We start from the raw sequence: 21,615 nt of genomic DNA, 5'->3' as shown, positions 1-21,615 counted from the left end.
ACGACCGTCTTGCCGACGAAGCCACCGCCCAGCGGTGGCTTTTTTCATGGCGATGACCGCAACTGTACTGGTCGGGACACTGATACGGTTTTTCACAAAAATCGCCAACTGTATATGTAATTGTATTGGTGAGGCGATTAGATTGAACGCATCAGACCCGCCCGGGCAGAGGAGAACACCATGAGCAGCAATCGCGACGCCTACTGGATGCCGTTTACCGCCAACCGTCAGTTCAAGCAGAACCCGCGTCTGCTCGTTTCCGCCGATGGCATGTACTACACCGATGCCGATGGCCGTCAGGTACTGGATGGCGCGGCCGGCCTGTGGTGTGTCAACGCCGGCCACAACCGCCAACCCATCGTCGAGGCCATCCAGCGTCAGGCGGCCACCCTCGACTATGCGCCACCATTCCAGATGGGGCACCCGCTCGCCTTTGAAGCCGCCGAGCAACTGGTGGCCATGGCACCCGAGGGCTTGACCCAGGCCTTCTTCGTCAACTCCGGTTCCGAGGCGGTCGAAACCGCCCTCAAGATGGCCCTGGCCTACCACCGGGTACGCGGTGACGCTGCCCGCGTCAAACTGATCGGTCGCGAGCGCGGCTACCATGGCGTCAATTTCGGCGGCATTTCGGTGGGTGGCATGGCCGGCAACCGCAAGCACTTTCCGGTCGGCCTGCCCACCGTCGACCATCTGCGCCACCCGCTCAACATCGAGAAAAACGCCTTCAGCCACGGCCTGCCGGAACATGGCGCCGAACTGGCCGATGAACTGGAAAGCCGCATCCTGGCCCTGCACGACCCGTCGACCATCGCCGCCGTCATCGTCGAACCCATGCAAGGCTCGACCGGGGTCATCCTGCCGCCCAAGGGCTACCTGCAGCGACTGCGTCAGATCTGCGACCAGTACGGCATTCTGCTGATCTTCGATGAAGTGATCACCGGCTTCGGGCGACTGGGGGCCGACTGGGCCAGCAACAAATTCGGCGTCCTGCCCGATTTGCTGACCTGTGCCAAAGGCCTGACCAATGGCTGCGTGCCGATGGGGGCCGTACTGGTCAAACCCGGCATCTATCAGGCCTTCATGGAGAGCGCGCCGGAGCACGTGATCGAATTCCCGCACGGCTACACCTACTCGGCCCATCCGCTGGCCTGCGCGGCGGCCATTGCCACCATGCAGCTCTACCGCGACGAGGGCCTGTTCCAGCGCGCCGCCGAGATGGCGCCGCTGTTCGAGGGGGCCGTCCACAGCCTGCGCGGCAAGCCTCATGTGCGCGACATCCGCAACCTGGGACTGGTCGCCGGCATCGAGCTCACCCCGCGGGCCGGCGAGCCCGGCAAACGCGGCATGGAGGTCTTCCTCAAGTGCTGGGAACAGGGCGTCATGGTGCGCGTGACCGGCGACACCCTGGCCGTCTCGCCACCGCTGATCATCGATGCCCAGCAGATTGATCGCCTGTTTGCCGTCATCGGCAGCGCCATTGAACAGACACACTGAATCCGGAGCCCCCATGCAGACCCTGACTCATTACATCGCCGGCGAACCACACGCTGGCAACAGCGAACGCTTTGCCGATGTGTTCGACCCTGCCAGCGGCAGCGTCACCGCCCGCGTTCCGCTGGCCAGTGCCGCCGAAGTGTCGGCAGCGGTAGACGCCGCCCGCCGCGCCTTCCCCGCCTGGGCCGACACCCCGCCGCTCAAGCGCGCCCGCATCCTGTTCCGCTTCAAGGAACTGCTGGAGCAAAACCAGCAAAAGCTGGCCGCGCTGATCTCCGCCGAACATGGCAAGCTGGTGCCGGATGCGCTGGGAGAGGTCACCCGCGGTCTGGAGGTGGTGGAATTTGCCTGTGGCATTCCCCATCTGCTCAAAGGCGAATACAGCCCGCAGGTCGGCAGTGGCATCGACAGCTTCAGTCTGCGCCAGCCCCTGGGGGTGGTGGCCGGCATCACCCCGTTCAACTTCCCGGCCATGGTGCCGATGTGGATGTTCCCGGTGGCGCTGGCTTGCGGCAACTGCTTCATCCTCAAGCCTTCCGAACGCGATCCCTCTGCCGCGCTGCTGCTGGCGCAACTGCTGGCAGAAGCCGGCCTGCCCGCCGGCGTATTCAATGTGGTCCACGGGGACAAACTGGCCGTCGATGCCTTGCTGGCGCATCCGGAAGTCGCCGCACTCAGCTTTGTCGGCTCGACCCCGATCGCCAAGTACATCTATGAAACCGGCGCCTCCCACGGCAAGCGTGTCCAGGCACTCGGTGGCGCCAAGAACCATCTGGTGGTCATGCCCGATGCCGATCTCGATCAGGCGGTCGAGGCACTGATCGGTGCCGCCTACGGCTCTGCCGGCGAGCGCTGCATGGCCATCTCGGTCGCTGTCGCCGTGGGCAACGTGGCCGATCGGCTGGTTGAGCGGCTGGCCGAGCGTGCCCGCACGCTGAAAATCGGCAGCGGCAATCAGCCCGGGGCCGAAATGGGTCCCCTGGTGACCCGCCAGCATCGCGACAAGGTCAGCCAGTACATTGCCAGCGGGGTTGAGCAGGGCGCCTCGCTCGTGGTGGACGGGCGGGAATACCGGCATGCGCAGGCGCCGGAGGGCTTCTTCCTCGGGGCCAGCCTGTTCGACCACGTCACCCCGGAAATGACCATCTATCGCGAAGAAATCTTCGGCCCGGTGCTGAGCGTGGTGCGCGTCGACGATTTCGAGCAGGCGCTGGCGCTGATCAACCGTCACGAGTTCGCCAACGGCGTCAGCCTGTTTACCCGCAGCGGGGGCGTTGCCCGCGAGTTTCAGCAGCGCATCCAGGTCGGCATGGTCGGTATCAATGTGCCCCTGCCGGTGCCGATGGCCTTCCATAGCTTCGGGGGTTGGAAAGCCTCCCTGTTCGGCGATCACGCCATGCACGGGCCAGAAGGCGTGCGCTTCTATACCCGCATCAAGACGGTGACCAGCCGCTGGCCGGACAACCTTCATGCCGAGTTTGTGATGCCGACCATGAAATAACGTTGCATTTTCGCTGCGTTTCTCCCCAGGCCCTGCTCAATGCAGGGCTTGTTGCTTCTGCTTGTCTCCCGCGGGTGTGATACTAAACTGTGATTTATAAGTAATGACGTATTGAAAATCTAAATATATAAATAATGACAAACGGGCGAAGCCCGATGCGGAGGGGATATGATTACAGCAGCATCCAAAGGCATGAGTCTCAGGCTCAGGCTCATCGCCCTGATGGCTTTTGCCGCACTCCTGATCTGTGTCCAGGGGGGATTCAGCATCCTCAATCAGCGCGACATCATGTTGCAGGATCGTCAGGACAAAATCCGCAATCAGGTCGAGTCGGCCGTCAGTGCCGTGAGCCGCTTCGAAACCATGGCTGCCGAGGGGCAGGTGCCGCTGGATCAGGCGCAAAAGATGGCCAAGGCCGCCCTCTCGGCCATGCGCTACGACCAGAAAGAGTATTTCTTTGGCTTCGACGCCGGCATGCACTATCTGGTGCAGGGCGTGAAACCGGCCCTGCTCGGCAAGGATGCCCACGGGCTGCACGATGCCGGCGGCAAGAATCTGGGTGAGCTGTTCGATCAGACGCTGGCACAGGGCAACGGCAAGGGCTTTGCCGCCTATATCTGGGACAAACCGGGGTTCGATACCCCGCAACCCAAAGTCTCCTACCTGATGACGACACCCGGCTGGCACTGGATCATTGGCACCGGCATCTATCTGGATGATGTCGACCATGCCTTTTATGCCCAGATGCGCTGGCTGCTGCTGCAGGTCTCCCTGTCCTTGCTGGTGTTGCTGGCACTGGGCGCCCTGGTGACCCGCCGCATCCTGCGCCAGCTCGGGGCCGAGCCGGATATCACCACCGGCGTGGTGCATCGCATTGCCGCCGGGCATCTGGACGAACCGGTGCCGCTGCAGCCCGGCGACCGCCACAGCCTGCTGGCCGCCGTGGACGACATGCGCCAGCAACTGCGCCAGTTGGTCAATGACATTCTGGCCGGCGCCAATCATCTGGGACAGACCAGCGCCCAGGTCACCCAGAGTGCCGAGCACGTCGCCATCGGCTCGCGCGAACAGAGCCAGGCAGCCAGCAATATGGCCGCCTCGGTCGAGTCCATGACCCAGAGCATTCAATCGATTGCCGAGCATGCCCAGGAGGCCCGACGCCTGTCCCAGGTCTCCGGCGAGCTGTCGCGCGAAGGGACCGATGTCTTGCGCCAGGCCGAAGGGGAGATGAACCGCATCGGCGACTCGGTCAATGCGGCGGCGCAGACCATCGGCGATCTGGCAGCCAAGACAGCCAACATTACCTCCATCGTCCAGGTCATTCGCGAAGTGGCCGATCAGACCAACCTGCTGGCGCTGAATGCGGCCATCGAGGCCGCCCGGGCCGGAGAGGCCGGACGAGGCTTTGCCGTGGTGGCCGATGAAGTGCGCAAACTGTCCGAGCGGACCGCTTCGGCGACCCGGGAAATTGCCACCATGGTGGAGGAAATCCAGCAAGGCTCGGATGCCTCCCATGAAACCATGGCGCAGGCGGTCGAGCGGCTGGAAAGCGGCTTGAACATGATGCATCAGGGGGGCGATGCCGTTGGCCGCATTCAGCAAAGTGCCGAATCAGTGTTGAGCGCGGTGCAGGACATTACCGAGGCCTTGCGTCAGCAGGGCGAGGTCAGTGCCGACATTGCCCGCCATGTCGATCAGATCGCACAGAGCAGCAATACCAACGCCTCGGCGACCATGCAGACTTCACAGGCGGTAGAAGAGATTCACCGGCGCACCGAGCTGCTGCGCAGTCTGGTGGCGAAGTTCAAGGTCTGAGTCCATCGGGGCCGGCCGGTCGGTCCGGCCCCGTGACTCACAGATGATCGCGATAGCGCGCCCGGATACCGGACGGGCGACGCCACAGCCGCAGCAGCGGCAGCAGCAACAAGGCGGCACAGGCCAGCAGCACCGGCAGGTTGCCGAAACGCATATAGGGCGTCAGACCGCTGCGCCCCTCTGCATAGCCCAGCAGCACCTGGCGGGTGAACGGCGCGGCAATCGCATCCACCGCGCCATCCGGACGAATGATGGCGGTCATGCCGGTATTGGTCGAACGCAGCATGAAGCGGCCGGTTTCCAGTGCCCGCGCCTGAGCCAGCTGCAGATGCTGGCTGGCGGCAGTGCTCTTGCCGAACCAGGCCAGATTGCTGACATTGGCCAGCATGGTCGAACGTGCGGCCGGACCGATCAGCTCCTCGCCAAAACTGTCCTCATAGCACACATTGAAGGCAATCTTCTGCCCGGCCATCTCCAGTGGCGCCTGATCGCTGCCACCGCGCGAAAAGCCGGCCAGCGGCATGTGCATCAGCTGATACAGCCAGCCGGTCAGCCAGGGCAAGGGAATGAATTCGCCGAAAGGCACCAGATGATCCTTGGCGTAATAGGGCATGCCCGGCGTGGTCAGTGCCACCACGGCGTTCAGATAGCCCGCCGGATCCTTGTCGCTGCGACGCGGCACGCCGACCGCCAGCGCCATGTCGTTGTGGCTGGCGATGCTTTGCAGCACCTCGACGTAATTCGGCGGCAATTCGTTCAGAAACACCGGCAGGGCGGTTTCCGGCAGAATCATCAAATCGGCCCGGGTGTTGGCGACCTGCTGACCATACAGCCGCAACGTCGATTCGAAACTGACCGGATCCCACTTCAGTGATTGCGGGACATCGCCCTGAGCCAGTGCCACGGTGATCGGCTTGCCGACCGGCGTGGTCCAGCTCAGCATCTTGAGCTGCATGCCCCAGACCCAGAGCAGCGCGAGGCCGATGGCCAGACCCGCGCGCCACCACTTGCCGGATTGCAGCGCCAGCTGCAAGGCCCCGGCGGTCAGCGCCACCAGCAGCGTCACCAGCAGAATGCCGCCGATCGGCGCGAAGCCGGCCAGTGCACTCTCGGTAATCTGCGAATAACCAATCTGTCCCCAGGGGAAGCCGGACAGCATCCAGCTGCGCAACCACTCGGTCAGCGTCCAGCTGGCGGGAAACAGCACCAGCCAGCGGGTGGCTGCACCATGCTGACAGGTGTCGCTGATGCGGACAGTCATCCAGGCCGCCAGACCGGGGTAAAGCGCCAGATAGGCCGGCAGCAGCAAGGTCAGCAGCCCGGCCAGCACCGCCGGCATGCCGGCCACGTCATGCAGCGAGATGAAGATCCAGTTGAAATTGCACAGATAGGCGACCAGCCCCCAGGCATAGCCCAGCCAGAAGGCATGCTTGCCGCCGCGCTGCAGCGTGTTGGCCAGAATGGCCAGCGACAGCGGCATCACCCAGTAGAGGCGATAGGGTGCGAAAGCGAGCAGGGTCATGACCCCGGCCAGGGTGGCCAGGATCAGCAACAGCGCGAGGCGCATGGCTTTGGAACGTTCAGGCGTCACTGCGGATTTTTTCTACCAGAAGGGTTTGCAGCCGACGGCTGTCGGCCTTGATAACGGTAAAGCGCATGCCGTCGGACACCTGGCTGTCGCCCCGCTTGGGAACGTGGCCGAACATCTCCAGCACCAGACCGCCAATGGTGTCGACATCGTCGCTGGCAAAGCGGGTGCCGAAGTAATCGTTGAAAGTATCGATTTCGGTCAGCGCGCTCACCCGGTGGCGTTGGCCGCGTACCGGCACGATCTGTTCTTCGGTATCGGTAAAGTCGGTTTCATCCTCGATGTCACCGACAATCTGCTCGATCACATCCTCGATGGTGACCAGACCGGCGACGCCGCCATATTCGTCCACCACCACCGCCAGGTGATTGCGGGTACTGCGGAAATCCTTCAGCAGCACGTTGAGCGGTTTGGACTCCGGAACAAACACCACCGGGCGCAAGGTCTTGGCCAGGTCGAAGGTTTCCGGATTGTGGAAGTAGCGCAACAGATCCTTGGCCAGCAGGATGCCGATCACATCATCGCGGTCTTCGCCGATCACCGGAAAACGCGAGTGACCACTTTCGACCACCATCGGCAGAAAACGCTCGATCGGCTCGGCTTCGCGGATCACATCCATCTGACTGCGCTGGATCATGACATCGCCGACGGTCAGTTCGCCGACCGACAGCACCCCCTCGATCATGCCCAGCGCATCGGCATCCAGCAGCTTGCGCTCGAAGGCGGTATGCAACAGTTCGACCAGTTCCTCGCGATCTTCAGGCTCGTGCTGGAACAGCTCGGACAAACGTTCAAACCAGTTGGGACGGGGTTTACTGGGGTCTTCCATGATGTTCAGGCGTGCTCCTCGCCGTAGGGGTCAGGGTATCCTAGCCGTTTCACGATGACGGTTTCAAGCGCTTCCATGGCTTCGGCCTCATCCTCTTCCAGATGATCGAAGCCCTGCAGATGCAACATGCTGTGCACCACCAGGTGCGCATAGTGTGCATCCAGTGTTTTGCCTTGCTCTTCCGCCTCGCGCGCCACCACACCGGCCGTCAGCACAATGTCGCCAAAAAGCGGCATGCCGGGGATCGGATCTTCGCCCTCATTCAGGGCAAAGGTGAGGACATTGGTGGCATAGTCCTTGCCGCGATAGTCGCGGTTCAGCGTGCGGCCTTCCTGTTCATCCACCACCCGCAGGCCGATTTCCGCCTGCGCCACGTCCGGCAGCAGGGCGGCTTCAGCCCAGCGGCGCAGCAGGGCCGCATCCGGCAGACCCGTCGGGTCCACCACAAACTCGATCGCCAGCTGCAGACGGGCAGCGGCTTGTCGTCTAGTTCTTTGCTTGGCGATTTTCATCCTGACCCTGCCATTGTTCGTAAGCGTCGACGATCTTCTGCACCAGCGGGTGGCGCACCACGTCCTCGCTCTGGAAATGCTGGAAATGAATGCCGCGGATCTGGCCGAGAATGCGCTCGACCTCCACCAGGCCGCTCTTCTGGTGCCGGGCCAGGTCGATCTGCGTTACGTCGCCGGTGATCACCGCGCGCGAGCCGAAGCCGATCCGCGTCAGGAACATCTTCATCTGTTCCGGCGTCGTGTTCTGCGCTTCGTCGAGAATGATGAAACTGTTGTTGAGCGTGCGACCGCGCATATAAGCCAGCGGGGCAATCTCGATCAGCCCCTTCTCGAACAGGCGCGTGACCTTGTCGAAACCCATCAGGTCATACAGCGCGTCATACAGGGGGCGCAGATAGGGGTCGACCTTCTGGGCCAGATCGCCGGGCAGAAAGCCCAGCTTTTCGCCCGCCTCGACCGCCGGGCGCACCAGCACCAGACGCTTGACCTGGTCGCGCTCCATGGCATCCACCGCGCAGGCCACCGCCAGATAGGTCTTGCCCGTCCCTGCCGGACCGATACCGAAGGTGATGTCGTGCTCGAGAATGGCCTTGATGTAATGCGCCTGACGCGGCGTGCGCCCGCGCAATTCGCCACGACGGGTGCGCAGGTGCAGTCGATCTTCCTGTTCTGCCGCAGGACCCTGGCGGCGAATCTCCACCAGACACAGCTGCACATCCTCGATGTCCACCGGCTGTTTTTCCGCCTGCAGATAGAGTTCGGTCAGGGCCTGGACCGCGGTGCGGGCCAGTTCGCCCTGAATCTTGAAATGTTCGCCCCGGCGCTGAATGGCCACGTCCAGGGCGTTTTCGATCTGTTTCAGGTTCTCGTCCAGCGGGCCGCACAGATTGGCCAGGCGCTCATTGTCGACGGGATTGAAACTCAGTGGTTCTGTCAGCAAGTTGCAGAGATCTCCAGAAGGCGTACGGTCACGCCGTTGTCAGCACTTCAAAGCCGGGCGCCGTCATGCTCGGCACGAATTCGGTCACATCGTAGCGCGCCACGGCGCCGACAGCAAAAGGATCCCTGGCCAGCCAGGCATCCAGTTCGGCACGCTCGCCGCGCGCCAGAATGACGCCACCCTCGCGCGGCACCTTGCGGCCGGAGGCGATGAAAACACCGGCGGCATACGCGTCCTTCAGCCAGGCAATGTGCGCTTCCAGCAGGGCATCCACCTCTTGCAGCGGACGGGTATAAGTCAGCGAAACAATATACATGCCGTGTTCTCCGGGTTAGTCCTGGATGAGTGCCTCGCCGCGCAGCGAATGCGCGAAGGCCTCGACGATGCGGACATCGATCATCTGATTGATCAGACGCGGGTGCCCCAGGAAATTCACCACCCGGTTGTTGGCGGTACGCGCCGCCAGCTGACCCGCCTCCCGCTTGCCCAGCCCTTCGACCAGCACCCGCTGGACGCTGCCCACCATGGCCTGGTTGGTCGCGTAATGATTGGCCTCAATCACTTCATTGAGGGCCTCCAGACGACGCACCTTGACCTCTTGCGGCGTGTCATCGCTCAAATTGGCTGCCGGCGTGCCGGGACGCGGACTGTAGATGAACACAAAGCTCAGATCGAAAGCCAGGTCGCGCGTCAGCTTCAGCGTGGCTTCGAAATCGGCTTCGGTCTCGCCCGGGAAACCGACGATGAAGTCGGATGACAGGCACAGATCCGGCCGCACGGCGCGCAATTTGCGGATCACCGACTTGTACTCCAGCGCGGTATAGCCACGCTTCATCGCCATCAGGATGCGGTCGGAACCACTCTGCACCGGCAGGTGCAGGTGCGAGACCAGCTTGGGCAGTGTGCGGTAGCAGTCGATCAGCCGGTCGGTGAACTCGCGCGGATGGCTGGTGGTGAAACGCAGCCGCTCCACCCCCGGAATCTCGTGCACATACTCCAGCAACATGGCGAAGTCGGCGATGTTGCCATCGGCCATCAGGCCACGATAAGCGTTGACGTTCTGCCCCAGCAGCGTGATTTCCTTCACGCCCTGCTGCGCCAGACCGGCCACCTCGGTCAGCACGTCCTCGAACGGTCGCGAGACTTCCTCCCCCCGGGTGTAGGGCACCACGCAATAGGAGCAGTACTTCGAGCAGCCCTCCATGATCGAGACAAAGGCCGCGCCCCCTTCCACCTTGGCCGGCGGGATATGATCGAACTTTTCGATTTCCGGAAAGGAAATGTCCACCTGGGAGCGCCCGCTGTCCTGGCGGCTCTTGATCAGCTCCGGCAGGCGGTGCAGGGTCTGCGGACCAAACACCACGTCCACATAGGGCGCGCGCTTGATGATCTGCTCGCCCTCCTGCGAGGCGACACAGCCGCCCACCCCGATCAGCAGATCGGGCTTCTGCAACTTCAGCTCACGCACGCGCCCCAGGTCGGAGAACACCTTCTCCTGTGCCTTCTCGCGCACGGAACAGGTGTTGAACAGGATCACGTCGGCGTCTTCCGGCGAGTCGGTCTTGACCATGCCTTCGGCGCTGCCGAGTACGTCGAGCATCTTGTCCGAATCGTACTCATTCATCTGGCAGCCGAAGGTCTTGATAAACACTTTCTTCATTGCAATCGATCCAGCCTGTCAGGCCAGGGGCGCATGTCCGATGCAAAAAGCCCGTTGAACCGGCTCAACGGGCTTGGGCGTGACGCGCCGCTCTGGCGGGTGCGTATTCAAACCGCTGATTATACGGCCAAAAGCCATCAAATCGCTAGCCTCTCTATGCGCGCGTCAAGCGCAACAGCGTGATCTCCGACGGGGCAAACAGCCTGACCGGCGGTCCCCAGTAGCCCGTACCCCGGCTGGTGTAGACCCATAAATCACCCAGGCGGTGCAGCCCGGCGACAAAGGGCTGCTGCAGCGGCACCAGCCAGTTCCAGGGGACGAACTGTCCGCCATGGGTATGCCCCGAAAGCTGCAGATCGAAACCTGCGGCTTGCGCGGCAGGGGCCGAGCGCGGCTGATGGGCCAGCAGGACGCGCAGCGCCGCCTCGGCGGGCGCGCCGGCCAGCGCAGCCTGCGGATCGCTGGCCACCCCCCCTTCAAAGTGCCCGGCCGAATAATCCGTGACCCCGGCCAGCACCCATGAACGCGATCCGCGTGGCAGCACCACATGCTGATTTTCCAGCACCGTCAGGCCGAGCCGGCGAAACTCGGCGATCCATTCGCGCGCCCCCGAGTAATACTCATGATTGCCGGTCACCAGATAGACCCCCTGCGGTGCCTGCAAGTCCGCCAGCGGGCGGGTATGCCCGGCCAGCTGCCGTACACTGCCGTCGACCACGTCCCCGGTGATGGCGATCACGTCCGCACCCAGGGCATTCGTTCGCGCCACCATCCGGGCCAGATACCCACGTTTGATGGTCGGCCCGACATGGATATCGCTCAGCTGGGCGATACGCAGCCCTTCCAGCTCGGGCGGCAGACCGGCAATCGGCACCGTGACCTGTCGTACCCGGGCCACCCGGCGGGCCCCCGCCATGCCGACCAGCAGCAACAAAGGCGACAGCCAGATGACCGCCGTGGCCGAGTCAGGCGAGAAGCTGGCCAGCCAGTCCGGATGCACCAGCCGGATGGCCAGCAGCGCCACATCCCGCAATGCCGTCAAACTCAATGTCAGCGCAAACAGACCGAACCAGCTCAGGCCGATCCAGGATAGCGCATCGGCCAGGGCCGGCCAGCGAATACTGCGCAGCAGCAGAGAAAACGGCACCACCAGCACCGAGAGCAGCAACAGGGCCAGCGAGACCGGACCGGGCGCACTCAGCAGCCGCAGACCGATATACAGATGCAGCAGGGCGGACAGCAGCAGAAAAGACAAGATGACGCGACGCGGGGGCATGCAGGCCTCTATTCAAATGCAGATTAATAAACTACTAAAAAATCAACTATAACGGTTTATGACAGGAAAATAGAAAGGCAAGCACAGGAGCTGCCATGGCGATTCCCTCTCACGTACTGCTCTATGTCGACGATCCCGACGCCAGTGCCACGTTCTATCAGACCGTGCTCGGCGACCTGCCGGTGCGCAGCGACCCATCCTTTGTCCTGTTCGAGCAGCCTTCCGGCCTGCGGCTCGGGCTGTGGGCCCGACACAGCGTGCAGCCGGAGGCGACCATTGCCGGCGGCGGGGCCGAGCTGGTCATCGTGCTGGACGACGAGGACGCCGTGGACGAGCGCTACCATGCATTGCAGCAGCTGGGCCTGTGCATCATCCAGCCGCCACAGGACATGACCTATGGCCGCAGCATGGTGCTGCTCGACCCGGATGGTCACCGCATTCGCCTGCTGGAACCGGCGGGCTGAGCCTGCCGGAAAGATGCCTGGGGCCCCTAGAGCAGGGCCTCGATGCGGGCGGCCAGTTTTTCCGGCCGGGTGAACGGGGCGAAACGGCCAACCACCTGGCCCTGACGATTCACCAGAAACTTGGTGAAGTTCCAGTGAATCCTGCCCAGGCCCAACACCCCGCGCCGAGCCTGCTTGAGTTCGCGCCACAGCGGGTGTGCCTGCGGACCATTGACCTCGATCCGCGCGGCCATCGGAAAACTCACGCCAAAATTCTTCTGGCAAAAAGCGCCGATCTGCTGATTGCTGCCCGGATCCTGCTTGCCGAACTGATTGCAGGGAAAGCCCACCACCACCAGACCGCGAGCGGCAAAGCGCTCATGCAGCGCCTGCAGGGCGGCAAACTGCGGCGTAAAGCCACACTGGCTCGCGGTATTCACCAGCAGCAAGACCTTGCCCTGCAGGCTGGCCGGGTCAATACGCTGGCCGTCCAGGCCGACAATCGGGTGACGCAACAAATTGGATGTCATGATAACTCCGGGCAGATCAATGCCCCCATGCTGCCATGCGGCAACCGGGGGCGGCAATGAGAATCACTTATCGCGACAGCAGCTGCAACAGCGCTTCGGCCACCGGGGCGGAAGAGGCCGGATTCTGACCGGTGATCAGCAGACCATCCACCTCGACATGCGCCAGCCAGTCATCGCCCTTGCGATAATCGGCCCCCAGACGCTTGAACTCGTCCTCGATCAGGAACGGCACGACCGCACTCAGCTGTACCGCATCCTCCTCGCTATTGGAGAAACCCGTGACCCGCTTGCCGGCCACCAGCGGGCGGCCATCCGCCTGACGGGCATGGCGCAGCACGGCCGGCGCATGGCACACCGCGGCCACCGGCTTGCGCTGACGATCAAAAGCCTCGATCAGGGCGATCGAGTGGGCATCTTCGCTCAAATCCCACAAGGGACCGTGACCACCGACATAGAACACGGCATCAAAGTCCTCCGCATGGAGGCCGGCCAGCGGGCTCGTGGCAGCCAGCGCGGCCTGAGCGGCAGGATCCTGGCGGAAGCGGCGGGTTTCCTCGGTCTGGAACGCCGGATCATCGCTTTTCGGGTCCAGCGGCGGCTGACCGCCTTTGGGCGAGGCCAGGGTAATGCGTGCACCGGCATCGCGGAAGGTGTAGTAGGGCGCGGCAAACTCTTCCAGCCAGAAGCCGGTTTTGTGGCCGGTATTGCCCAGCTGATCGTGCGAGGTCAGCACCATCAGCACACGAGCCTGCTTCGGCACCACCGTCAGATGCAGCCGCACCTCGACATTGCCCTTGAGCGCATTAGAGTAGGGGCAGGCGGCATGCGCCGCGGCCAGCAGTTTCTCCCCGCTTTCCTGATCGACGCCAAACAGGCTGACATGCAGATCAACGTCCAGCGAAAAACCGCCACTGGCATTCTGCCCCATGCCGACTTCCGCCCGCGTCTGGCTGCCCGGCAGCGCCATTTTCAGACGTTGCGCGACATGAATCAGGGCATTGTCGAAACAGGCGGCATAGCCCAGCGCAAACAGTTGTTCCGGATTGACACCGGACTTGCCACTGCCCGGCGTCGACATCTCCACATCAAAGCTGCCGTCATCCAGACGGGCATGGCCACTGCGGCCACCGATGGCGGTGGCACTGGTCTTGTAAAAAATCTTCATCATGATGCTCCTCGTGATGTTGGATAGGGATCAGGCCAGCCGGACAACCAGCTTGCCGAAATTCTTGCCTTGCAACAGACCCATCAAGGCCTCGGGTGCCTTCTCCAGCCCCTCGACCCGGTCTTCGCGCAGCTTGATCGCGCCACTGTTCACCAGCGGCAGCATGGCTTCGAGAAACTCGCCATAGCGATGGGCATAATCATCAAAAATAATGAAACCCTGCATGCGGATACGCTTGCGCAACAACGTCCCCATCAGCAGCGACAGGCGGTCCTCGCCTTGCGGCAGGCCGGTGGCGTTGTACTGAGAGATCAGCCCGCACAGCGGCACGCGCGCGGCCGGGTTGAGCAAGGGCAGCACCGCATCGAACACCGCACCGCCGACATTCTCGAAATACACATCAATCCCCTGCGGACAGGCCGCAGCCAGCCGTCCGGGCAGATCAGCCGCCTTGTGATCGATACAGGCATCAAAGCCCAGCTCTTCCACGGCGTAGCGACATTTCTCGTCGCCGCCGGCAATGCCGACCACCCGACAGCCCAGACGCTTGGCCAACTGACCCACCACCGAACCCACCGCACCGGTCGCGGCGGCCACCACCACCGTTTCGCCGGCCTTCGGCTGGCCGATATCCAGCAGACCCATATAGGCGGTAAAGCCCGGCATCCCGAGCACGCCCAGATAACGGCTCGGTTCGGCGACCTCCCGCCCCAGTTTGTGCACCGACCCGGCCGCGACGACGGCCAGCTCCTGCCAGCCGCCATTGGCCAGCACCCAGTCACCTTCGGCAAAGTCGGGGTCCCTGGATTGCAGCACCTGACCGACGGTGCCGCCCACCATCACCTCATCAATCGCCACCGGCGCCGCATACGATTTGGCATCACTCATGCGACCGCGCATATACGGGTCCAGCGACAGATAAACCTGTCGCACCAGCAGTTCCCCTTCTTGCAGCGCGGGCAACGTGGCGTCCTCCAGGCGGAAGTTCTCGGCCTGCGGGGCGCCGACCGGGCGCGAGGCCAGCACGATACGGCGATTGTTCAGTGAAGCGTGTGTCATGGCAGATCCTGTTGAGTAGACCAGTCGTCTAGGTTGTGGGCCAAAAAAATCCGCAGACAACTGCGGCGATGGCATCAATGAGCACACTATAATATCAATTAGACCGGTCGTCTAGTGGTCGCGCAAGAAAAATGCCGACCCCGTTGCGGGCGGGTCGGCATGCCTGACTCAGGCGACCTCGTGGCCGCAGGCGGCCTGCAGAATCCGGTACCAGTCCTGCCGTTCCAGCGACAAGGAGCACGCGGCCACGGCGTCGCGGATCACCTCGATCCGCCCGCTGCCGGTGAGCGGCAGGGGCCGGCAGGGCAGTTGCATGATCCAGGCGTAGACCAGGCTGGCCACCGAGCTGCCGTATTGCGCCGCCAGCTGGGCCAGCACCGCCTGCAGCGGCGAAGTGTCATTGTGGCGGAACAACAGCCCGCCCCCCAGCGCCGACCAGATCATCGGGGCGACCCCGTGACGCTGCAGCGTATCGAACTGCCCGTCCTGCAGGGCAGACAGCTGCAGCGGCGAGAACTCCACCTGATTGGTCACCAGCGCAATACGGCTGTTGAGCGCCTCGAACTGCAGCGGGGTGAAATTCGACACGCCGAAATGCCGCACCTTGCCAGCGGCACGCAGCGTTTCAAACGCCCTGGCCATCTCGTCATAGTCCATCAGCGGATCGGGGCGGTGAATCAGCAACAGGTCCAGCGTCTCGACCTGCAGCTCCGCCAGCGTACGTTCGGTCGAGGCCAGAATATGGGCCGCGCTGGTGTCGTAATGCTTGATGCGGTGTTCCAGCCGGTGCGACGAAGTCAGCTTGATGCCGCACTTGCTGACCAGCTGAATCTGCTGCTTCAGCGCCGGCGCCTGCTGCAGCGCCGCGCCAAACAGCTGCTGGCACTGGTAATCGCCATAGATATCGGCGTGATCAAACGTCGTGACCCCCAGCTCGATACACTGCTCGATCAGACGAATGCGCTCGGCCAGCGACAGATTCCAGTCGGCCAGACGCCACATGCCGGCCACAATGCGGGAAAAAGACGGGCCATGACGGCTCAGGGAAAGACGGGGACTCAGCATCGATCACTCCTTGAAACCGGCCTGTTGCCTCACAGGTCCGGGAAAATGTCGCGGTAGAAGACTATTCTGCCATCAGGGGGATCGGTTATCCTCTCGCCTTCTTTTACCTTGATCGGAATGCAGCATGTCCCAGATTCCCGCCTGCCCACAATGCGCCATGGAAAACACCTATCCGGATGGCGACAACTATGTCTGTGCCGATTGCGGCCACGAGTGGTCGGCGCTCGCCACAGCGGCCAGTGAAGAAGAGGCCGCACCGGTCAAGGATGCCAACGGCACCATCTTGCATGATGGCGATGCCGTGGTCCTGATCAAGGATCTCAAGGTCAAGGGGAGTTCCATCACCCTCAAAATGGGTAGCAAAGTCAAAAGCATCCGCCTGGTCAGCGGCGGCGATCACGAAGTGGATTGCCGCATGGATGCCGGCAACTTCATGCTCAAGGCCTGCTTCCTGAAAAAAGTCTGAGCGCCGGGTCGCCTAGAAAATGGAGTTACCCGCCAGGGTGGTAAAGCGCTCCAGCGCCATGCCCCCTGCCAGCGAATTGCCGTTGGCATCCAGCCCGGGCGACCAGACGCACACCGCCAGTTCGCCCGGCACGATGGCCACAATCCCGCCGCCGACCCCGCTCTTGGCCGGCAAGCCCACCCGATAGGCAAAGTCACCGGCCGCATCATAGGTGCCGCAGGTCAGCAGCACCGCACTGATCCGCTTGGCCTCACTGGCCGTCAGCAAATGCTCGCCACTATTCGGCACCACCCCGCGATTGGCCAGAAACAGCGCCGCCGTGGCCAGCTCACGACAGCTCATGGCAATCGAACACTGGTGGAAATAACTGTTCAATAGCACATCGACCGGCGACTGGATGCGACCAAAACTCTTCATGAAGTGCGCCATGGCCGCATTGCGATGGCCGGTGGCGGCTTCCGACTCGGCCACGGCGTGATCAAAGTGGATATCACTCCGCCCGCTCAGGCGGCGCAGGAAATGCAAAATGGCCAGATGGGCGTTGACCGAGTGACTGCACAGCACATCGGTCACCATCAGCGCACCGGCATTGATAAACGGATTGCGCGGCTTGCCGGCCTCATTCTCCAGCTGAACCAGCGAATTGAACGGATTGCCCGAGGGTTCGCGTCCCACCCGTTCCCACAAGGCATCCCCCAACTGGCGGAAGGCCAGGGTCAGGGCAAACAGCTTGGAGATACTCTGGATGGAGAAGCGTTTGTCAGCCGCGCCGACCGAATAATAACGGCCATCCAGCGTGACGACGCACATACCGAACTGAGCCAGCGGCACCTGTGCCAGCGAAGGAATATAGTCGGCCACGCGCCCCTGATGGGTCAGCGGCGCCACTTCCAGCGCGATATCCTCAAGGATGGCCTGATAATCAACCTGCATGATGTCCTGCAAATGGGCAAGCGGGGCGCCTAGCGTACCGCAGTTTGCCAAGCCAAGTCTTTGATCTGAGTGCGGCAAGATGGGCAGAACCATGGCATGGATGTTGACGTTGTCATGGCAGGGGCAAGGATGCCACAATGCCTCGACATCTGTTTCAGGAGTGCCCCATGTCCCAAGCCTCTGCCCTGAATGTGGTGCGCGAATTCTGGCGCCGCATGGCCAGCAATGATTTCCATTCGGTGTGCCCGCTGCTGGCGCCCGGTTTTGTGCTGGAATGGCCGCAATCCAATGAACGCATCCGCGGAGCCGAGCGCTTCGCACGCATGAACCAGGAATACCCGGCACATGGCAAATGGCGCTTCACCATCAACCGGTTGGTGGCCGACGAACATGAAGTTGTCAGCGACGTCAGCATTACCGATGGCGTGCAACAAGCACGCGCCATCTCCTTCTTCAGTGTCGAGGACGACCTGATCGTCCGGCTGGTGGAATACTGGCCCGACCCCTATCCGGCGCCGGAGAACCGTGCGCATCTGACCGAACCCCTGCATCCCTGACAGATACAGGCCCGCTCCGGGCCTGTATCCGTCATTGCGTGCCATCTGTGCCTGTTGCCGCCGGCACAGAGTGCCTACCCTCGGGGAACGTTTTTCCCGATGAGGCACGACCCGATGGCAACGCCCCTGCAAGCCCAGCCAATCAAGCTCTATCCACGGTTGACCAGCGGCCGGTTCAATCGCTGGCGCGTCGGCCTGGTGCTGATCACCCAGGCGCTGTTCTTCCTCACCCCCTGGCTGGACTGGCAGGGGCGACAAGCCGTGCGCTTCGATTTCGTCAGCATGCGTGGCTATCTGTTCGGTCTCACCCTGCTGCCCGGCGACCTGATCTACCTGGCCGGGACGCTGATTCTCTGTGCCCTGGGACTATTTCTGTGGACCGCCCTGGCCGGGCGCCTGTGGTGTGGTTTCTCCTGCCCGCAGACGGTCTACAGCCAGATCATGCTGTGGATCGAGCGCTGGATCGAAGGTCCGCCAGCCGAGCGCCGCCGCCGCGATGCCGCGCCCTGGTCCGCCGGCAAACTTGCGCGCAAGAGCCTGACCCAGGCGCTGATGCTGGCCTTCAGCCTGCTGACCGGCTGGACCCTGGTCGGCTATTTCTCGCCGATGCGCGAACTGGCGCCGCGCTGGTTCAACGGCGGCGCCGGACAATGGGAGTGGCTGTTTGCCCTGGGCTATGCCGGCTTTACCTGGCTGCTGGCCGGCCATCTGCGCGAGAGCGTGTGCAAGCACATGTGCCCTTATGCCCGCTTTCAAAGTGCCATGTTTGATGCCGATACCCTGCTGGTCACCTATGACACCCGGCGCGGCGAACCGCGCGGCAGCCTGAAAAGCCCCGGCAAAGGCGCCTGCGTCGATTGCGGCCTCTGTGTGCAGGTCTGCCCGACCGGCATCGATATCCGCCAGGGCTTGCAGTATGAGTGCATCGGCTGTGCCGCCTGCATCGATGCCTGTGACCAGGTGATGGACAAGATCGGACGGCCGCGCGGCCTGATCCGCCTTGACCGGCTCAACCCGGAGACCCCGCAGGCACGCACCCTGTGGCAGCGTCCGCGCGTGCTGGTGTACAGCGCCCTGCTCGGCACCCTGGTGGCGATGATGGTCTGGGGGCTGGCATGGCGCGAACCCTTCCGCGTCGATGTGCTGCGTGACCGGGCGGTCATGGCGCGCGAAACCCCCGATGGCCTGATCGAAAATGTCTATACCCTGCGCATCCAGAATACCCGGCCAGAGGCGCGTCAATACGCCCTGACTGTCCGCGGCAGCGGCGTCGTGCGCACCGACCTGCGCCAGCCACTGCGTGCACCGGCCGATGGCAGCGCCAGCGTGCAGCTGGCGGTGATTGCCGACCCCTCCGTGCTGGCGCCGGGCAGCCATCCCCTGCAGTTTGAACTGGTCGATCAGCGTGAGCCCGGCCAGCGCGTCAGCGAAGCGGCACGGCTGCTGATGCCCTGAGGTCAGGCTGTGCCAGCGCCTGCAGCAGCCAGTCGAACGCGGCCTGTTGCGCCGGATCGTAGTAGCTGGCATTGATGCGCAAGGCATGGCGGCCGACCTCGTCGGGCTGGCACAGCCAGCCCGCCGCCAGCTGGATGCCGTGGCGCTGGGCCTGCACCGTCAGATGACTGCTGTCGACCGGCAGATCACGCAACCAGACAAAATAGCCGCCCTGAGCCGGGCTGAAACGTCCGAACGGCAACCTGTCGTGCAGCAGCCCCTCCACGGCACGCACCTGCTGCGCCAGCCGGTCAGTCAGCTGCGCCAGCATCCCCTTGTGCCTGCCCTGCGCCAGCAACTCGGCCAGCGCCATCTGATTGGGGAGGGGCGACGACAGCGTCTGCGCCAGCTTCAGGCGGCGGCAGATCTCGCCATAGCGGCCAGGGACCAGCCAGCCGAGACGGTAACCGGGCGTCAGCGTCTTGGAGAACGTACTGCACAGCAGGACGCGTCCGGACTGATCCATCGCCTGCAAGGGAACCGGGGTGGTCGCATGAAACCCGAGCCAGCGGTAGGCATCGTCCTCAATGATGGCGATATCGTGCTGCTGCGCCAGTTGCAGGATGGCCTGCCGGGCGGCCGGACCGAGGGTCTGGCCGTGCGGATGACCATAGACACTCATCAGCGCAATGGCCTGAATCTTGCCCTGTGACAGCGCCGGTTCGATGGCCGCCAGATCGGGCAGACCATCCGGCAGCAAGGTCATGGGCCAGATGCGCACCCCTTGCTCGTTCAGCCGGCCCAGCAGGCCGGGGAAAGCCGGCAACAGCACCGCCACCCCCGGTTCATGCTGCCCGAGCGTGACCGCCGAAATCGCCAGCGACAAAGCCTCCATCCCGCCACAGGTCACCAGAATTTCGTCGGCATGCAGCGACCAGCCTTCACCGTGCGCCAGACGCGCCAGCTGGCGCCGCAGTGCCGGCAAACCGGCCAGCGCCGGCTCCGCCAGCCCCTGCTGGTAATGGCGCATGGCATGGAAAAACGCCCGCGTCAGCGCCCGGGTGTCATGCAGCTGCGGATTGATGAACGGCGCACCGAGCGGGGCGGCCAGCAGATCCTGCATGCCGGCAGCCCCGCGGGCCACCACGTAACCGCTGCGCGGCCGCGCCTCGATATAGCCCAGGCGCTCCAGCTCCTCGTAGGCACGGCGCACCGTGTTCAGACTGACGTTGAAATGCTGTTCGCTGTGGCGCAGCGAAGGGATCAGCTCACCGGGCAGATAATCCCCCCGCTCGATGCTGTGAATCAGGTGTTCGACCAGTTCGCGGTATTTGCTCATGACAGTTCCATCGACATGGGCTCATTATGTGGCGGCATGATTAACTTGTCATGAGCATGCCATGACAGGCTCAACGCCCGTCCGCCCCGGCCAGGGTCTGGGCGGCTTGCCGCCAGAAGGCCTCGTCCAGGGTCAGCTGCAGATCACGCACCGGCGCCCCGGGGTTGGCCAGCCGCAGCCACAGTTGCGGCGCCGCCTGCGCCGGCAGCGCCACTTGCCAGCCGGCCAGGGTATCTTCGCGACCATGGCGCCACAGGCTGTCATCCGGGCCATCGTGCTGGTCATGACTGATCCGCTGAAAGTCGGCGATCGCCCACGGCCCCTGATGCCCGGCGATCAGACTGCGCACCCGCGCCAGCCGCACGCGGCTGCTCTGGCCGATACGCTGAGCGCCGTCCACCAGGGCAGGGTCGAAATAATGATTGGTATGCGCCATGCTGCCATCGCGCTGCCGACTGAGGGCATAGCGGCCATTCAGACCGATCTCCACCTGCATCAGTCCGTGGCGGTCGGCCAGCAGCAGAAACATCGGCCGGGCATGGGCGAACCACTGCGCGGCATGCTGCGCCACGGCATCCAGATCCGCGTCCTGCGCCAGAATGCGGCGCATCACCCCCTGTTCGCCGCTGCTGGCGTCGCGCTGCGCGCGCGTCAGACTGCTGGCCGAGGCACTCACCACCACCAGGCCGGCACGATTCACGCCGGCCTTCAGCCCGGGCGCCCGCCCGCCATCGGCGAACAGCCCGACATAGGGCAGGCCATGTACCGGTTTCACCAGCCGCAGCGATTGCTGGTGATCCGGCCGCCAGTCGCGATTCTTGGCGATCAGCGTCATGGGCGCCTGTGAGCCTGTCACCCCCCACAGGGTACAGGCGGCAGCAGACAGCGGCAGGCAGATCATCAGGGTCAGGGCGGTTCGGGATAACGGCGACATAGTCACTCCACAAGGCATACGCATCGTCAGGCTCGGCGTCTTGATGATAGCGCAATGCCCCAGGCAGCCGGTGCC

At 63.4% G+C, this 21,615-nt stretch carries 21 protein-coding genes and 1 pseudogene; 7 read left to right on the top strand and 15 right to left on the bottom strand.

The features are described from left to right. Positions 1-180 precede the first annotated feature (180 nt). The 3 genes from AACH39_RS09370 to AACH39_RS09360 all read left to right on the top strand — a co-directional run bounded on the left by AACH39_RS09370 (position 181) and on the right by AACH39_RS09360 (position 4,810). The gene (locus AACH39_RS09370) at positions 181-1,494 is read left to right on the top strand and encodes an aspartate aminotransferase family protein (RefSeq protein WP_338619750.1); all 1,314 of its coding nucleotides are present in this window, start codon (positions 181-183) and stop codon (positions 1,492-1,494) included. Between the two features lie 13 nt (positions 1,495-1,507). Beyond that, positions 1,508-2,995 (top strand): CoA-acylating methylmalonate-semialdehyde dehydrogenase, encoded by a 1,488-nt coding sequence (locus AACH39_RS09365; RefSeq protein ID WP_215780576.1) that lies wholly within the window; start codon positions 1,508-1,510, stop codon positions 2,993-2,995. A 192-nt stretch (positions 2,996-3,187) separates the two neighbouring features. Beyond that, a complete protein-coding gene (locus AACH39_RS09360; protein ID WP_338619743.1) occupies positions 3,188-4,810 on the top strand; it encodes a methyl-accepting chemotaxis protein in 1,623 nt (540 codons plus the stop codon). 37 nt (positions 4,811-4,847) lie between these two features. Here the strand turns inward: AACH39_RS09360 and lnt are convergent, their stop codons facing one another. The 7 genes from lnt to AACH39_RS09325 form a co-directional block, all read right to left on the bottom strand. Then, positions 4,848-6,401 (bottom strand): apolipoprotein N-acyltransferase, encoded by a 1,554-nt coding sequence (gene lnt, locus AACH39_RS09355; protein WP_252346150.1) that lies wholly within the window; start codon positions 6,399-6,401, stop codon positions 4,848-4,850. Further along, the gene (locus AACH39_RS09350) at positions 6,391-7,227 is read right to left on the bottom strand and encodes a transporter associated domain-containing protein (protein ID WP_215780587.1); all 837 of its coding nucleotides are present in this window, start codon (positions 7,225-7,227) and stop codon (positions 6,391-6,393) included. Before AACH39_RS09350 ends, lnt begins: the two co-directional genes overlap by 11 nt. Before the next feature lie 5 nt (positions 7,228-7,232). Then, entirely contained in the window at positions 7,233-7,739 is a 507-nt protein-coding gene (gene ybeY, locus AACH39_RS09345; protein ID WP_215780606.1) for an rRNA maturation RNase YbeY, read from the bottom strand. Further along, on the bottom strand, positions 7,714-8,679 hold the full coding sequence (locus AACH39_RS09340; protein WP_215780608.1) for a PhoH family protein: 966 nt from the start codon (positions 8,677-8,679) through the stop codon (positions 7,714-7,716). The genes ybeY and AACH39_RS09340 overlap by 26 nt, the downstream gene beginning before the upstream one ends. 28 nt (positions 8,680-8,707) lie before the next feature. Then, positions 8,708-8,995, bottom strand: coding sequence for a YciI family protein (locus tag AACH39_RS09335; protein ID WP_215780611.1), 288 nt, complete (start codon positions 8,993-8,995; stop codon positions 8,708-8,710). Positions 8,996-9,010: 15 nt separating this feature from the next. Continuing rightward, complete coding sequence (miaB, locus tag AACH39_RS09330) at positions 9,011-10,339, bottom strand: tRNA (N6-isopentenyl adenosine(37)-C2)-methylthiotransferase MiaB (RefSeq protein WP_215780613.1); 1,329 nt, start codon at positions 10,337-10,339, stop codon at positions 9,011-9,013. 154 nt (positions 10,340-10,493) lie between these two features. Next, entirely contained in the window at positions 10,494-11,615 is a 1,122-nt protein-coding gene (locus AACH39_RS09325) for a metallophosphoesterase (RefSeq protein ID WP_215780616.1), read from the bottom strand. Between the two features lie 95 nt (positions 11,616-11,710). On the opposite strand from AACH39_RS09325, the gene AACH39_RS09320 reads away from it, so the two are divergent. Next, a complete protein-coding gene (locus AACH39_RS09320; protein ID WP_338619737.1) occupies positions 11,711-12,079 on the top strand; it encodes a VOC family protein in 369 nt (122 codons plus the stop codon). Positions 12,080-12,105: 26 nt separating this feature from the next. Here the strand turns inward: AACH39_RS09320 and AACH39_RS09315 are convergent, their stop codons facing one another. The 5 genes and pseudogenes from AACH39_RS09315 to AACH39_RS09295 all read right to left on the bottom strand — a co-directional run bounded on the left by AACH39_RS09315 (position 12,106) and on the right by AACH39_RS09295 (position 15,877). After that, positions 12,106-12,588, bottom strand: a complete 483-nt coding sequence (locus AACH39_RS09315; RefSeq protein ID WP_338619736.1) for a glutathione peroxidase — start codon at positions 12,586-12,588, stop codon at positions 12,106-12,108. A 67-nt stretch (positions 12,589-12,655) separates the two neighbouring features. After that, positions 12,656-13,324, bottom strand: a complete 669-nt coding sequence (locus AACH39_RS09310) for a type 1 glutamine amidotransferase domain-containing protein (protein WP_215782630.1) — start codon at positions 13,322-13,324, stop codon at positions 12,656-12,658. 45 nt (positions 13,325-13,369) lie between these two features. After that, positions 13,370-13,753: pseudogene (locus AACH39_RS09305) on the bottom strand (organic hydroperoxide resistance protein); the annotation flags it as partial. A 30-nt stretch (positions 13,754-13,783) separates the two neighbouring features. Beyond that, positions 13,784-14,812, bottom strand: a complete 1,029-nt coding sequence (locus AACH39_RS09300) for an NADP-dependent oxidoreductase (protein ID WP_215780624.1) — start codon at positions 14,810-14,812, stop codon at positions 13,784-13,786. A gap of 168 nt (positions 14,813-14,980) precedes the next feature. Beyond that, positions 14,981-15,877 (bottom strand): aldo/keto reductase, encoded by an 897-nt coding sequence (locus AACH39_RS09295; RefSeq protein ID WP_338619735.1) that lies wholly within the window; start codon positions 15,875-15,877, stop codon positions 14,981-14,983. Positions 15,878-16,001: 124 nt separating this feature from the next. On the opposite strand from AACH39_RS09295, the gene AACH39_RS09290 reads away from it, so the two are divergent. After that, positions 16,002-16,343, top strand: coding sequence for a zinc ribbon domain-containing protein YjdM (locus AACH39_RS09290; protein ID WP_215780626.1), 342 nt, complete (start codon positions 16,002-16,004; stop codon positions 16,341-16,343). Positions 16,344-16,355: 12 nt separating this feature from the next. Here the strand turns inward: AACH39_RS09290 and AACH39_RS09285 are convergent, their stop codons facing one another. Next, entirely contained in the window at positions 16,356-17,276 is a 921-nt protein-coding gene (locus AACH39_RS09285) for a glutaminase (protein WP_215780627.1), read from the bottom strand. Positions 17,277-17,443: 167 nt separating this feature from the next. Here AACH39_RS09285 and AACH39_RS09280 point away from each other — a divergent pair, with 167 nt between their 5' ends. Then, positions 17,444-17,833: a nuclear transport factor 2 family protein gene (locus AACH39_RS09280; RefSeq protein WP_215780628.1), complete on the top strand. Its 390-nt coding sequence runs from the start codon at positions 17,444-17,446 to the stop codon at positions 17,831-17,833. 114 nt (positions 17,834-17,947) lie between these two features. Then, on the top strand, positions 17,948-19,288 hold the full coding sequence (ccoG, locus tag AACH39_RS09275) for a cytochrome c oxidase accessory protein CcoG (protein WP_215780645.1): 1,341 nt from the start codon (positions 17,948-17,950) through the stop codon (positions 19,286-19,288). Here the strand turns inward: ccoG and AACH39_RS09270 are convergent. Next, positions 19,257-20,606, bottom strand: coding sequence for a PLP-dependent aminotransferase family protein (locus AACH39_RS09270; RefSeq protein WP_215780647.1), 1,350 nt, complete (start codon positions 20,604-20,606; stop codon positions 19,257-19,259). The genes ccoG and AACH39_RS09270 overlap by 32 nt on opposite strands. Before the next feature lie 70 nt (positions 20,607-20,676). Continuing rightward, on the bottom strand, positions 20,677-21,540 hold the full coding sequence (locus AACH39_RS09265) for a carcinine hydrolase/isopenicillin-N N-acyltransferase family protein (protein ID WP_338619734.1): 864 nt from the start codon (positions 21,538-21,540) through the stop codon (positions 20,677-20,679). Between the last annotated feature and the right edge of the window lie 75 nt (positions 21,541-21,615).

It is taken from the genome of Paludibacterium flexuosum, assembly GCF_037076605.1.
Classification (GTDB): Bacteria; Pseudomonadota; Gammaproteobacteria; order Burkholderiales; family Chromobacteriaceae; genus Paludibacterium.
This window is presented reverse-complemented; position numbering and strand designations above follow the sequence as displayed.

Excerpts from the sequence above, each read along its gene's own strand:
- AACH39_RS09370 (WP_338619750.1), top strand. The coding sequence starts at position 181 with ATGAGCAGCAATCGCGACGCCTACTGGATGCCGTTTACCGCCAACCGT.
- AACH39_RS09365 (WP_215780576.1), top strand. The coding sequence starts at position 1,508 with ATGCAGACCCTGACTCATTACATCGCCGGCGAACCACACGCTGGCAAC.
- AACH39_RS09360 (WP_338619743.1), top strand. The coding sequence starts at position 3,188 with ATGAGTCTCAGGCTCAGGCTCATCGCCCTGATGGCTTTTGCCGCACTC.
- AACH39_RS09350 (WP_215780587.1), bottom strand. The coding sequence starts at position 7,227 with ATGGAAGACCCCAGTAAACCCCGTCCCAACTGGTTTGAACGTTTGTCC.
- ybeY (WP_215780606.1), bottom strand. The coding sequence starts at position 7,739 with ATGAAAATCGCCAAGCAAAGAACTAGACGACAAGCCGCTGCCCGTCTG.
- AACH39_RS09335 (WP_215780611.1), bottom strand. The coding sequence starts at position 8,995 with ATGTATATTGTTTCGCTGACTTATACCCGTCCGCTGCAAGAGGTGGAT.
- miaB (WP_215780613.1), bottom strand. The coding sequence starts at position 10,339 with ATGAAGAAAGTGTTTATCAAGACCTTCGGCTGCCAGATGAATGAGTAC.
- AACH39_RS09325 (WP_215780616.1), bottom strand. The coding sequence starts at position 11,615 with ATGCCCCCGCGTCGCGTCATCTTGTCTTTTCTGCTGCTGTCCGCCCTG.
- AACH39_RS09320 (WP_338619737.1), top strand. The coding sequence starts at position 11,711 with ATGGCGATTCCCTCTCACGTACTGCTCTATGTCGACGATCCCGACGCC.
- AACH39_RS09315 (WP_338619736.1), bottom strand. The coding sequence starts at position 12,588 with ATGACATCCAATTTGTTGCGTCACCCGATTGTCGGCCTGGACGGCCAG.
- AACH39_RS09310 (WP_215782630.1), bottom strand. The coding sequence starts at position 13,324 with ATGGTGCTGACCTCGCACGATCAGCTGGGCAATACCGGCCACAAAACC.
- AACH39_RS09300 (WP_215780624.1), bottom strand. The coding sequence starts at position 14,812 with ATGACACACGCTTCACTGAACAATCGCCGTATCGTGCTGGCCTCGCGC.
- AACH39_RS09295 (WP_338619735.1), bottom strand. The coding sequence starts at position 15,877 with ATGCTGAGTCCCCGTCTTTCCCTGAGCCGTCATGGCCCGTCTTTTTCC.
- AACH39_RS09290 (WP_215780626.1), top strand. The coding sequence starts at position 16,002 with ATGTCCCAGATTCCCGCCTGCCCACAATGCGCCATGGAAAACACCTAT.
- AACH39_RS09285 (WP_215780627.1), bottom strand. The coding sequence starts at position 17,276 with ATGCAGGTTGATTATCAGGCCATCCTTGAGGATATCGCGCTGGAAGTG.
- AACH39_RS09280 (WP_215780628.1), top strand. The coding sequence starts at position 17,444 with ATGTCCCAAGCCTCTGCCCTGAATGTGGTGCGCGAATTCTGGCGCCGC.
- ccoG (WP_215780645.1), top strand. The coding sequence starts at position 17,948 with ATGGCAACGCCCCTGCAAGCCCAGCCAATCAAGCTCTATCCACGGTTG.
- AACH39_RS09270 (WP_215780647.1), bottom strand. The coding sequence starts at position 20,606 with ATGAGCAAATACCGCGAACTGGTCGAACACCTGATTCACAGCATCGAG.
- AACH39_RS09265 (WP_338619734.1), bottom strand. The coding sequence starts at position 21,540 with ATGTCGCCGTTATCCCGAACCGCCCTGACCCTGATGATCTGCCTGCCG.